Annotated in this window: 10 protein-coding genes; 4 read left to right on the top strand and 6 right to left on the bottom strand. The window is 45.7% G+C overall.

What is annotated here, in order from left to right; all coding sequences use genetic code 11:
- The first annotated feature begins 5 nt into the window (after positions 1–5).
- The gene (locus tag EYS00_RS01465; RefSeq protein ID WP_130634797.1) at positions 6–680 is read left to right on the top strand and encodes a nitroreductase family protein; all 675 of its coding nucleotides are present in this window, start codon (positions 6–8) and stop codon (positions 678–680) included.
- A 40-nt stretch (positions 681–720) separates the two neighbouring features.
- Here the strand turns inward: EYS00_RS01465 and EYS00_RS01460 are convergent, their stop codons facing one another.
- The gene (locus EYS00_RS01460; RefSeq protein ID WP_130634796.1) at positions 721–1,335 is read right to left on the bottom strand and encodes a hypothetical protein; all 615 of its coding nucleotides are present in this window, start codon (positions 1,333–1,335) and stop codon (positions 721–723) included.
- A gap of 227 nt (positions 1,336–1,562) precedes the next feature.
- Between EYS00_RS01460 and EYS00_RS01455 the strand changes: the two genes are divergently transcribed.
- Complete coding sequence (locus tag EYS00_RS01455; RefSeq protein WP_130634795.1) at positions 1,563–3,146, top strand: amidase; 1,584 nt, start codon at positions 1,563–1,565, stop codon at positions 3,144–3,146.
- A 22-nt stretch (positions 3,147–3,168) separates the two neighbouring features.
- Here the strand turns inward: EYS00_RS01455 and EYS00_RS01450 are convergent, their stop codons facing one another.
- Positions 3,169–3,939 carry a ThuA domain-containing protein gene (locus tag EYS00_RS01450; protein ID WP_130634794.1) on the bottom strand — a complete coding sequence of 257 codons (771 nt, stop codon included), beginning with the start codon at positions 3,937–3,939 and terminating at the stop codon, positions 3,169–3,171.
- Between the two features lie 160 nt (positions 3,940–4,099).
- Here EYS00_RS01450 and EYS00_RS01445 point away from each other — a divergent pair, with 160 nt between their 5' ends.
- Both EYS00_RS01445 and EYS00_RS01440 read left to right on the top strand, forming a co-directional pair.
- Positions 4,100–5,956, top strand: coding sequence for a bifunctional diguanylate cyclase/phosphodiesterase (locus tag EYS00_RS01445; protein WP_130634793.1), 1,857 nt, complete (start codon positions 4,100–4,102; stop codon positions 5,954–5,956).
- Positions 5,957–6,052: 96 nt separating this feature from the next.
- Positions 6,053–6,940, top strand: coding sequence for a hypothetical protein (locus EYS00_RS01440; RefSeq protein WP_130634792.1), 888 nt, complete (start codon positions 6,053–6,055; stop codon positions 6,938–6,940).
- Positions 6,941–7,148: 208 nt separating this feature from the next.
- Here EYS00_RS01440 and glmS read toward each other — a convergent pair whose 3' ends face one another.
- The 4 genes from glmS to glmU all read right to left on the bottom strand — a co-directional run bounded on the left by glmS (position 7,149) and on the right by glmU (position 12,376).
- The gene (gene glmS / locus EYS00_RS01435; RefSeq protein WP_130634791.1) at positions 7,149–8,981 is read right to left on the bottom strand and encodes a glutamine--fructose-6-phosphate transaminase (isomerizing); all 1,833 of its coding nucleotides are present in this window, start codon (positions 8,979–8,981) and stop codon (positions 7,149–7,151) included.
- A 2-nt stretch (positions 8,982–8,983) separates the two neighbouring features.
- Entirely contained in the window at positions 8,984–9,787 is an 804-nt protein-coding gene (locus EYS00_RS01430; RefSeq protein ID WP_242618610.1) for a DeoR/GlpR family DNA-binding transcription regulator, read from the bottom strand.
- Positions 9,788–9,895: 108 nt separating this feature from the next.
- Positions 9,896–10,927, bottom strand: coding sequence for a Gfo/Idh/MocA family oxidoreductase (locus EYS00_RS01425; protein WP_130634790.1), 1,032 nt, complete (start codon positions 10,925–10,927; stop codon positions 9,896–9,898).
- 87 nt (positions 10,928–11,014) lie between these two features.
- Positions 11,015–12,376, bottom strand: coding sequence for a bifunctional UDP-N-acetylglucosamine diphosphorylase/glucosamine-1-phosphate N-acetyltransferase GlmU (glmU, locus tag EYS00_RS01420; RefSeq protein WP_130634789.1), 1,362 nt, complete (start codon positions 12,374–12,376; stop codon positions 11,015–11,017).
- Positions 12,377–12,390 lie beyond the last annotated feature (14 nt).

Here is a 12,390-nt window from a genome sequence, read left to right as displayed (position 1 = left end):
TAGGTATGCAACAACACGACAGTGCACCGTTAAATGATTTCATCGAGTACCCTCAAAGCGAAATGCTGGAACGCTCTGCTGAGTTTTTAGACCATATGAAGCGCAGGCACAGTATTCGAAGCTTTAGCGACAGAGCGGTACCGAAGGAAATCATTGAAAACTGCATAAAAACTGCGGGAACTGCGCCTAGTGGGGCAAATCACCAGCCATGGCATTTTGTCGCGATTCATTCAGATGATGTAAAGAAGCAGGTGAGAGAACACGCAGAACTGCACGAGCAAGGTTTTTATGATGGCCGTGCCGGCGACGAGTGGCTAGAAGCACTAAAGCCATTAGGCACCGATGCAAGCAAGCCCTACTTAGAACACGCTCCTTGGCTTATTGCCATATTTAGCCAAAAGAAGGGCGGCGTGAATACGGAAGAGAAGAAAACCAATTATTATGTTCACGAATCCGTAGGTATTGCCACCGGCATGCTCATTACTGCACTTCACAATGCTGGGCTGGCAACCCTGACTCATACACCTAAGCCCATGCAGTTTTTATCGTCAATTTGCCAGCGCCCTGACAATGAAAGACCCTATATGTTAATCATTACAGGATACCCCGCTGAAGATGCCACTATTCCTGCTCATGCACAGATCAAAAAAGACTTAGGCGAAATCTCCAGCTTTTTATAAGGCTGACAATCATCACATGTCGGCACTCACTTGTCGGCATTCACATATCGGTATAGCCCCAAGGTGGTGCCGGCGCGGGAATCGGCTGTGTTAAATCAAAATCAACACGAAACTCTCGACCCTCTCGTATCAACCGATAGGTAAATTTTTCAGGGTAGATATACATTTGCCAGATGTTCGTCAGCGATTGTGGTAGCCCTTTTTCAGCGAACATATGCTTTGAATAAGCATCCGCTGGAAACGACTGCACTTGGGCAAAGCCTGCGTCAACGGTATGCCCACCGTACATGGTAACAGGATCGTCGGTACCATCTTCATGCCTGTGGTCGTGCTTTAAGCTCAGGCCGCTACCAGTTTTTGTGATGATCCATGTGCGAGAAGCATTTTCACCCACATGAAACGGGATTTGCAGTTGGCTATCCGTACACTTTCTTACATGCATGACCAATTTCGCTTGTGAGAAGCTGCTCGGCCCTTGGTTATCAACTGTAACCTTACCTTCAAAGGCTTTACCACAATGCTGCCTAATAGCCTCAAAAAATGCGTCTTGGCTTGGCACCGACACCAAAGGCGCGGGTTTAACTATGCTACTTGCCAGCACCGATGTACTCGATAAAAGCGCTAAACAAATTACAGTATTGATGAGTTGATTCATTTTTGATTCTCTTTTTACTTTCACCGGATGACTAATAATTTGCCGATGCACTTCTCAAACGGAGTTGATAGTGTGGTATTTCGCGGCCGGTTGCAATGCCGTGGTAAAGCTCAGTAAAAAAGACAAAAAAGAAGTGAACGAATTAAGATATGGCGCGCGTAATAAAACACCGATAACGTCATACAACAAACAATAAAAACCACATTCAAACAATAAAAGGAAAAAGCATGCGCTTAATCACGTTTATGTTAGTGCTTCTGGCTTCCAGTGCCTGTGCTGTCACTGACATCACATCGCTTTCGGCTAAGCAACAAATTGACCTTATGCAAAGCGGTGAACTTACCTCTGAGCAGATAGTGGCCGCTTACATTGACCGTATTCAAAAGATGAATCGAAATGGGCCGAGTATACAAGCCATGATAAGCCTGAACCCAAATGCGCTAGCCCAGGCCAAAGCACTAGACGCTATGCGAAAAAGTGGCGATATCATGGGACCATTGCACGGGGTGGTAGTGATTGCGAAAGATAATATTGAAACGAGCGAACTTCCTACCACAGCCGGCTCGCTAGCGCTGATAAACAATGATACAGGCAGAGATGCCCCTATCATTCAAAAGCTGAAAGATGCCGGAGCCATCATCTTAGGCAAAACTAACCTGTCAGAATGGGCGAACTTTCGCAGCGAAAGTAGTATTAGCGGATGGAGTGCGGTAGGCGGCCAAACTAGAAATCCACACAGTCTAGACAGAACGGCATGCGGTTCATCATCGGGCACGGGAGCAGCTATCGCAGCGAACTTTGCAGCAATGGGCATAGGCACCGAAACTAATGGTTCAATCATCTGCCCTGCCGCCATGAATGGTATTGTGGGTGTTAAACCGACGGTAGGTTTGTGGTCTAGATATCACATTGTTCCTATTTCAGTGACTCAAGACACGGCAGGCCCAATGACGCGTTCTGTGTATGATGCCGCATTGCTTCTCGAAGTGGCGGCAGGTAGTGACGAAGCTGACCCAGCAACAAAAGACGCCGATGGGAAAAAGCAAGCCTACACCAATCTGTTGGGGCGTTCAGTAGAAGGGGTAAGAGTAGGCGTGTTGCGAAGCCGACAGTCTAATCATCCAGAAATTATCGATGCATTTAACAGCTCATTGGCCGCGTTAGAGGCAATGGGTGTAGAGTTGGTCGATATTGATAGCTTTGAAATGCCAGAGGAATTTTGGAGCAAAGCCTATGATTTGCTTCTAATAGAGTTTAAAGAGGAGCTAAACAAGTATCTAGCGTCCACTGGTGACAATGTGAACGTAAAAACACTGGCACAGTTAATTGCTTTCAACAGCAGTTCACCCCGAGAATTAGCGCTTTTCGACCAGAATATTCTTGAAAAATCACAAGCCACCGATGGGTACAATGCAGCGTACGAAGATATTAGAGCCTTCTTACGCAAAGCTACCCGTGACGAAGGCATAGATAAGCTGCTTCGTGAATATGAGGTCGACGCCATCGTTGCACCATCTCAGAACCCGGCGTTTCTTATCGACGCAGTGTATGGTGACAACTTCAATGGTGGTACTGGCGCTGGTTGGCTTGCGGCTATTGCGGGCTATCCTCAGGTGAGTATACCCATGGGTACTATGAAAGGCTTACCTGTTAATTTCAGTTTTATGGGTACCGCATGGTCAGAAGGGTTGCTACTCAACTTGGCTTACCAGTTAGAACAACAGACCCAAGCAATAGTACCACCCACTTTTGCCCCCAATGCTTTTGAGCATGACGCTACCAGTGAAGCGTTGCGAGTCTATAATCAATAGACTCGCTATTTAGCACGCTCTATCAAGGTGTATCTGGCTGTAACCCTCGCCCGGTTGCAGCCCAGTAAATGCCACCATAGAGATGATTCAAAAATTGTGGGTTGGAGTAGGTTGCTGGCAAATGCCCCAGTGATGTATAGAAGCTTCGCCCACCATCAAATTCGTGAAACCACGCCACAGGGTGGAACTCACCCATGCCATCGCCTTGGGTATGCCCCCAATCTGCTGCTGGCGCATAAGTATTCTCGTCTACCGTCATAAGATAGTTGAGTGATTCAATGTTCGCTGGCTTGAATTCGTACCACTCATCGGTCCATAGCTGGTTGTCATAGAAAAATTCCATCCCAGGAAAGTCTGGTTTAAGCACATTAATTCGCGCGGTTTGTATCTGGGGATGAATCAGAAAATAGTGACCAACAAGTTGGCCATACCAAGGCCACTCATATTCCGTGTCGGCCGCGGAATGGATCCCTACAAAGCCTTTCCCTGCACGGATGAACCTTTTGAATACCTCTTGCTGCTTATCGTCAAGAATGTCAGCGGTGGTATTGAGAAAAATGATCAAATCAAATTGTGCTAAATGCTGATCTGTAAAGAAATCAGTGTTTTCCTGCCACTCAACATCAAAGTCATGCATACGGCCCAAACTTTCAATGGCATCGACACCTGCGCTGATCGACCTGTGGTGCCATCCAGCCGTTTTAGTAAACAAGAACACTTTGAATTGTTCAGCGTAAGCCGACAACGAGAAGCCTAACAGCACTAAGAGCACACTAGTTTTGAAAAAATTCATCTTAATTAACCCAGCAGAATATACAATTGCGTAACACGATAGCATCATCATAGTTACATGTATCTGGTTACTTGTCAGATTGGTGTTTTTCCAGTAAACAGGTAAAGTTGACCTAGTGAAATAATGATCACATCGAATAAGCCTGAGGCGAACCTACTTTATGACAGAGAGAGTTGAGCAGTATACCGACACTTTCCGCCAAATCCGCCGCCAGCGGTTAATGCAAATATGCATTGCCACCTCGATCGGCTTGATTATCTCTTTGTTGGTTGCACGTGGCGTTACCCTTTATATTTTTTGTGCGGCCCTCAGCTGCCTCTTCATTGCTCTTGTTTTTGCATTTAAAGACCGCTTGCATCTCTCTGCCTACATCATGCTGGGTTCGCTCGCCACTATGCTGTTCTCGTTGGCGCTCACTGGCGCAGGTATGTTCGACTTAGCCATACTCGGATATCCGGGCTTGCTTATTTTCGCTGCAACCTTGGGTGGCGTAGGTGTGTTCTTTACTGTGCTCTCGTTCGTCATAATACAATGCGCGTTGCTCACTTGGCTGACGCTTGAAGGCGTTATTAACCCAAATATTCCCACGTTGACATGGGCACATTTGGTGTTTTCCACAGTCATCATCACTATTACCGGTTTTAGTGTTTACATTTTGGTGAGAGACATTAAAAAGCTGATGGTGTCTTTGCAGAAAGAGAATGCCAAGGTTCAAAAATCTCAGAGAGAAGTGCAGCACTTGGCTCACCATGATGCGTTAACTGGCTTGCCCAACCGATTTTATGCCGAAAATCTTTTCCACAATGAATTAAATAACATGCGCAGCAAACAGCAAAAGCTCGCGCTCATGTTCATAGACCTAGACAATTTTAAACCAGTAAATGACGCCCTTGGCCATGCGGCAGGCGACGAATTACTCCAACGTTTGACACATCGAGTAGCCAGTATGCTCCCCCCGGGCCACCATTTGACTCGATTTGGTGGCGATGAATTTATTGTATTAGCGCCGTTTGACGGTGACAGACACCAGTGCGACGAACTCGCTCAAGCCATTATTAAGCAGTGCGCTTCAATATTTGAAATACTGCATACGCAAGTCGTGGTATCTGCCTCTATTGGAATCGCCTGCGCCCCTGATGACGGCAACGACTTTAGACAACTTTGCCGAAAAGCAGACATAGCCATGTATGAGGCCAAGCAAGATGGCCGCAACACTTTCCATTACTACGATAAAAGTCTCGACCAAACCAACGACGATAAATTTAGGCTACTACAACGACTACGTCCCGCGCTGAACAATAAAGAATTTGAAATCTATTACCAGCCCATGATGTCTTTGCGCAACAGCAAAGTTACGACCATTGAGGCGCTACTGCGCTGGCCTCAAGCCGATGGCAGTATGATAAGTCCAGACCGATTTATCCCTTTGGCTGAGAGTAGTGGCCTGATTAACGAGCTTGGAAATTGGGTTATTGAGCAAGCCTGCGTTTTCTGCGCACAACTGCGATCACAAGGCATGCCTGACCTGCGAGTAGCGATTAATTTATCGGTGGTGCAGTTTAAAAGTGGGCACTTGCAAGAGACGGTTGAAAAAGCACTGAATGACGCAGGCTTACCACCAAACGCATTAGAATTAGAGCTTACCGAATCCTTACTCATCGACAACACACTACTTATCAGACAGCAACTAGAAAGGCTCAGTCAACTTGGTATTACTATCGCCATAGATGACTTTGGCACAGGCTACTCTAACTTGGGTTACCTGCGAGATTTCAAAGCCAGTAAACTAAAAATTGACCGTTCATTCATCAGCAGCCTATGTGAATCAAAAGATCAAGAATCGCTGGTAAAAGCGATAATCAACATGGCCGCAAGTTTAGGGCTAAAAACCATTGCTGAAGGAATCGAAGACCAAGCAACACTGGACAAATTAATGGCGCTGCAGTGCGACGAAGGTCAGGGTTTTCTTTGGGCTACGCCTTTGCCGGCAGAGGAATTGGCTGGGTGGTTAAGTTAATGATATTGTAATTTTCATAAACTGAGGAGTAGCTTATATTTTACACTGTAGTGTTGTATCTGCTCCAGATAGTTTTTGATTTTGCGGTGTATCAAAATGAGTGTTTCTAAAACAATAGCAATAGTATCGCTTCTAATGACCTCATTAGTTGCAAACGCCAGTGTAATGTCTTTTCGAATCTCTAGTGATGGTTCCGTTCAGTTGATGAGCGACAGATTTTATTCTGATGGCAGTGCTTATTGGCGACTAGATGACTTAAATAACACATTTGGAGTCAATTCCTCAGCGAACACATCGTTAAACTTCAGTTCTTCCGGCCTCTCTATCGAAAATCAGTTTTCGATAGCAGACATTACCGATGTAACGTGGGCCAGACAGACTGATGCGTTTGTTATTACCGACTCTGGCTCATTTCAAATTTCCAACAACGGCTCTGTTCAGTTAATGAGCGACAGATTTTATTCTGACGGCAGTGCTTATTGGAGATTAAACGACCTAAATAACACATTTGGAATTAACTCTTCTGCCAATACATCATTGAACTTCACCTCTTCTGGAATCTCCATACAAGATCAGTTTTCAATATCAGATATTATCAATGTGACATGGGCTAGACAGAGTGATGCGTTTGTAGAGACAAACACAGGTTCTTATCGAATTTCTAGTGATGGTTCTGTTCAAGTAGTGGCCGATAGATTTTATTCCGACGGCAGTGCCTATTGGAGATTAGATGACCAAAATAACACATTTGGAATCAATTCTTCCGCAAATAGAACATTAAACTTCGGTTCATCTGGACTCTCCATTGAAGACCAATTCTCAATATCTGATATTCAAGATGTAACATGGGCAAGACAAAGCGATGCATTCGTCCTTGTCCAACAAAGCGCTGTGACCGTTGATAGCCCTAGCTCTCAGCTTTTAGTCTTTGCTGGCTTAGCACTCTTTGCAGCGTATAGAAGAAAGCCAGACAATAAAATTTGAATAACAGCAGCTGAAGCAATAAAGAAATTTCTATACTTTCAGACAGAAAACTTCAAATCGGTCGATAATACTAATGCTCACAGTATTGTGAGAAATCGTAATCAGACATTTTTGTCAAATATCTATGGGAAAGTAGAAAAGTTGCGCTACGCGTAGAAAGGCTCAATTGGAGCCTTTCCAAATATTTCCGTTTTCCATTAAACGTCAATCACTCAACCGTCACACTCTTCGCCAAGTTGCGCGGCTGGTCTACATCAGTACCTTTAATCAAGGCAACGTAGTAAGACAACAACTGTAGTGGAATCGTGTATACGATTGGCGCGATAGGCGCTTCACAAGTGGGCACTGAAATAACTCGCATGGTGCTGTCACCAGAAAACGGCGCTTTCTTGTCGGCGAATACATACATAATACCGCCACGAGCGCGTACTTCTTCTACGTTCGACTTCAGCTTTTCTAAAAGCTCGTTGTTTGGCGCTACAACGATAACTGGCATTTCGTCGTCAATCAGCGCGAGTGGACCGTGTTTAAGTTCACCCGATGCGTAGGCTTCGGCGTGAATATAAGAAATTTCCTTAAGCTTAAGCGCACCTTCCATTGCGATGGGGTATTGATCGCCGCGACCAAGGAACAAGCTGTGATTTTTGTCGGCAAACTCTTCTGCGAGATCTTCGATACCTTGGGTAATGGCTAAGGTTTCTTCTAGCTTGGCAGGCAAGCTGTGTAACGCCGATACAATAGAACTGGCATCTTCATCACTCATACCATTTTGCTTGCCAAGGGCAAGAGTGAGCATAAGAAATGCGGTTAATTGAGTAGTGAAAGCTTTAGTAGATGCTACGCCAATCTCTGCGCCTGCTCTTGTCATGTAAGCCAAGTCAGATTCACGCACCAGTGATGAACCAGGCACGTTACATATTGTAAGGCTCGCCATGTACCCCAGTTCTTTGGCTAGGCGAAGGGCCGCGAGGGTATCAGCGGTTTCACCCGACTGTGAAATAGTGATTAACAAGCTGTTTGGATACACCACGGATTTTCTGTAGCGGAATTCAGAGGCTATCTCTACGTTACAGCTTACGTTGGCGTATTGTTCCAACCAGTATCTGGCGGTCATGCCAGCGTGATAACTGGTGCCACAGGCCACAATTTGTACGTGTTTTACGTTTTCAAATATAGCATCTGCCCCTTTACCGAATACATCAGCGGCAAGGCCAGTGTCGGTCAGTCGGTGTTGAAGTGCATTTCGCACAACCACAGGCTGTTCGTGAATTTCTTTGAGCATGTAGTGGCGATAACCACCTTTGTCACCTGCGTCGTGCTCAACATTTGATTCAATGATTTCACGGGTTACCGCATTGCCGTCTTTGTCAAAAATACTCACTTTTCTACGAGTAATTTCTGCAACGTCGCCTTCTTCGAGGAAGATAAAACGGCGAGTAACCGGAAGTAGTGCTAGTTGGTCAGAAGCAATAAAGTTTTCACCTAAACCCAAACCTATAACAAGTGGACTGCCTGAACGGGCAACGACCACGCGGCTCGGGTCAGCTTTGTCCATGATGACTGTGCCATAGGCGCCGTGAAAGGTTTTAACTGACTCTTGTACCGCGGTAAGCAAGCTGTCGGTGGTTTTCATTGCTTCGTTAATAGTATGAGCAATGGTTTCTGTGTCGGTGTCACTTGTGAAGGTGTAGCCTTTCTCGGTAAGGTCGGCACGCAGGGTTTCGTAGTTTTCGATAATACCGTTGTGTACTACCGCAATGCGATCACTTGAGAAGTGAGGGTGAGCGTTGGCCTCTGTTACACCACCATGGGTAGCCCAGCGGGTGTGAGCAATACCTGTAGAGCCAAGCGCTTCTTCGGTAGAAATCGCGTCGGCGAGTTCTTTTACCTTGCCGGTACGACGCATACGCGTGAGTTCACCGTCGCGAGTAAGCAAGGCAACACCTGCTGAGTCATAGCCGCGATATTCCAGTCGCTGTAATCCTTCAAGCAGAATTTCTACTACATTACGTTCTGCTACTGCACCTACAATTCCACACATGATTATTCTCCACTGGGCGATGCGATAAGCACCGTTACACCCTGTTGTTCAATAGTTGTTTTGTCTTGCTCACTGATACCGTCGTCGGTGATCAACATCGAAATACTTTGCCACCCCAATTCTAAATTGGGCATTTTATAAGACAGCTTACTTGAGGTTGCCATAACGACCACCTGCTTGGCTGACTTTGCCATGGTTCTCGACAACCCCGTTAGCTCATTAAAGGTCGTTGTGCCCCGTGATACGTCAATACCCGCTGCGCCAATAAATGCAAAGTCATAGTCATAGGCCGATACCAGCTGTTCAGCCATCGCCCCCTGAAATGACTGCGAATTAGCGTCCCACGTTCCGCCAGTCATTAACACTGTAGGTTCGGGTTCACGCTTTGTCAGGTAATTTGCGACATCCAGCGCATTAGTCATCACCACCAAATTAGCCACTTTGTCTAAAAAGGGCAGCATGTGTTTAGTGGTTGACCCGCTGTCGATAACAATGCGAGCACTATTGGCTACTTGTTTAGCTGCAATAGCGCCAATGCCTTGTTTCACCGAATGAGATTCGTCGGTATCGTCCAACAAAGATTGTGGGCCATTCAGGTTATTCTGTTCGCTTTTGGGTAGTGGTGCGCCGCCGCCAAACTGACGAATTAACCGCCCTGCTTTAGAAAGCATAGACAGATCTTTTCGAATAGTAACAGCCGATGTATTAAACATAGCGGCTAATGCGTCGACTTGGGTTAACCCATTCGCGTTAACCCAATCAACAATGCCGTCTTGTCGTTGTTTCAATGAATACTTCTGACTCACCGCATGACTACCTTACTTCGCCAACACCAAAACTTTCAAAACGAAAGAAATAAAATATCAATATGAAATAAAATTAGATCGATAATTTACACAATGCAAGAAATTAGATCAAAAAATTTCGTTTTGACCAGATTCATTCGCACGAATTGCCGCTTCAATTACCTTAATCACCGCGACAACTGAACTTGCATCAGCTGGTAAATCAATGTTTTCATGAGAATTAACAATAGCTTCTGCCAATTGATTGAAGAATCCGAGGTAATTGCCAGGTAAGGTTGGCACTATTTGACATAAACTTTCATTGCAAAAGTTTCCATGTTCATCCTGAGGTGTTTGTGCCCAGTCGCTGTGTTCAAAAGCGAGGCTAGCTTTCAATTGGTCTTCTTGTGGGTCTAAGCCAAATTTTCTAAAGCTACCCAGCGTGCCTTGCATATCAAAACGCAAAGTGTTGCCCGCTTGAAACGCCGAGCTACCTAACTTAACCACAAGATTGTCGTAAAAGAGTGTAATATCAAAGGTATCATCTGATTGGCCGTTTTCTCGCAGCGTGAGAATATTCGCGCTCACCTGATTAGGTTCGCCAAATAGCACAAGAGCTTGGTCAATAAGATGAGGTCCTAGGTCCCAAAAAATACCGCTGCCAGGCCCAGCATTTTCACGCCATCGGTTTCGAGGTACGGGTCTGAATCTATCGAAACGACTCTCGAAACGGGCAATGCGCCCAAACTTTCCTTGTTCTATTAGCGCGCGAAGCGTTAGAAAGTCACTATCAAACCTGCGATTGTGGAAAACACACAACTTCTTCTGCTTTCTTCGGGCAAGGTTCACCAAGGCTTCGGCCTCTTTGCTACACAGAGTAAAGGGTTTCTCTACGAGCACATGACAACAGTGTTCTAGAGCTATACGCGACTGCTTGGCGTGAAGCACGTTAGGCGTAGTAATGATCACCAAATCAAAACTGCTTTGTTGTAGCGCTTCCTCTAGCGTGGGATACACGTCAACATCAGGCAGAACAGCATTAACATCATTTGCTCTTGATGACACAACGCCAGTAATGCCATAGGCGTCTAAATGACGTAAAAACGGTAAATGAAAGGTTGTGGCGGAAAAACCAAACCCTACTAATAAGGTACGTATCATGTGGCTTAGATCCTTTGTTAAGTAGGGTTTGTTATTTGTTTTTATTGTGTTGTTTTTTGCTCAGTTTTATTGGCTAGCTTTTTGAGACTAATTCTTTTTAGTCGGACGGGGCCAGTTTGCAATATTACGCTGCTTACTTCTGGCTACCGCGAGGGCATTGTCTTCCACATTTGACGTAACAATCGACCCAGCGCCCACCGTCGCCCCTTTGCCTACAGACACTGGCGCAACGAGCGCTGAATTCGATCCAATAAAGGCATTTTCACCAATTTCGGTTTTAGATTTGTTCACGCCATCATAATTACAGGTAATAGTACCCGCACCAATGTTTGCACCAGCACCAACTTCGGCATCGCCCAGATAAGTTAGGTGATTAGCTTTTGCACCCTCACCTAACACCGCCTTTTTCATTTCAACAAAGTTGCCCACTTTGGCCTTGGCGAGCATTTTAGCCCCCGGGCGCAAACGCCCAAATGGACCAACGGTGCAGCTTTCACCGACACTCGCTTGCTCAATGATAGAATTAGCTTCAATGACGCTGCCGTCTGCAATGGTGCAATCTTTTAAGATACAGTTAGGGCCAATAGTCACATTGCTACCTAGTGCTACCTTTCCCTCGATAACAACGTTGATGTCGATCTCAACGTCAGTACCGTGAGTAACTTCACCGCGTAAGTCAAAACGATGCGGATCAGCCAAATATACGCCGTCGGTCATAAGCGCTTTGGCTTGTCTGAATTGCAGAGCACGCTCTAAATTAGCTAGCTGAAGGCGGTTGTTGATACCCTCTACTTCGCTCACCTCTTCAGGGTGCGCCGCTCTTATTTGCTTGCCTTCAGAAGCGGCCATTTCGATAACATCTGTTAAGTAGTATTCACCTTGCGCATTGTTATTGCTGAGGCTACCTAACCAGCGTTTTAAATCAGCACCTTGCATCATCATCATGCCAGTATTGATTTCGGTAATAGCTTTTTGCGCTTCTGTGGCATCCTTGTGCTCAACAATCGCGGTAATGTTCTCGCCTTCGCGAATAATACGGCCCATACCTGTTGGGTCGTCAAGATTCACAGTGAGCAAGGCTACGTCGCATTCAGCCTTTACCGCTTTCAATCTCGCTAAGGTATCTTTTTGGATCAGTGGTGCATCACCCACCAGAACAAGTACATCCTCGTTGTCTTGTATGAAAGGCACGGCCTGTTGCACTGCGTGCCCAGTGCCCAACTGTTCTTGTTGTAAACACCAATTGAGGTTGTCGCCAGTGAGTTCTGCTTGTAGTTGCTCTCCACCATGTCCGTATATTAAGTGAATTGCGTCAGCATCGAGTGCATCAACGGTATTGATAATGCGCTGTACCATGGGAATACCACCGATTTTATGCAGTACCTTGGGCTTAGAAGACTTCATACGCGTACCTTTACCGGCCGCTAGAATCACCACTGAAAACGCCATGTTTGTTCCTTTAG

This window comes from Alteromonas sp. KUL49 (assembly GCF_006538345.1).
Taxonomy (GTDB): Bacteria; Pseudomonadota; Gammaproteobacteria; order Enterobacterales; family Alteromonadaceae; genus Alteromonas.
This window is presented reverse-complemented; position numbering and strand designations above follow the sequence as displayed.

What these genes read in the sequence shown, in the direction of transcription:
- EYS00_RS01440 (WP_130634792.1), top strand. Translation starts at nt 6,053, where the DNA reads ATGAGTGTTTCTAAAACAATAGCAATAGTATCGCTTCTAATGACCTCA.
- EYS00_RS01455 (WP_130634795.1), top strand. Translation starts at nt 1,563, where the DNA reads ATGCGCTTAATCACGTTTATGTTAGTGCTTCTGGCTTCCAGTGCCTGT.
- EYS00_RS01450 (WP_130634794.1), bottom strand. Translation starts at nt 3,939, where the DNA reads ATGAATTTTTTCAAAACTAGTGTGCTCTTAGTGCTGTTAGGCTTCTCG.
- EYS00_RS01445 (WP_130634793.1), top strand. Translation starts at nt 4,100, where the DNA reads ATGACAGAGAGAGTTGAGCAGTATACCGACACTTTCCGCCAAATCCGC.
- EYS00_RS01425 (WP_130634790.1), bottom strand. Translation starts at nt 10,927, where the DNA reads ATGATACGTACCTTATTAGTAGGGTTTGGTTTTTCCGCCACAACCTTT.
- glmS (WP_130634791.1), bottom strand. Translation starts at nt 8,981, where the DNA reads ATGTGTGGAATTGTAGGTGCAGTAGCAGAACGTAATGTAGTAGAAATT.
- EYS00_RS01465 (WP_130634797.1), top strand. Translation starts at nt 6, where the DNA reads ATGCAACAACACGACAGTGCACCGTTAAATGATTTCATCGAGTACCCT.
- glmU (WP_130634789.1), bottom strand. Translation starts at nt 12,376, where the DNA reads ATGGCGTTTTCAGTGGTGATTCTAGCGGCCGGTAAAGGTACGCGTATG.
- EYS00_RS01460 (WP_130634796.1), bottom strand. Translation starts at nt 1,335, where the DNA reads ATGAATCAACTCATCAATACTGTAATTTGTTTAGCGCTTTTATCGAGT.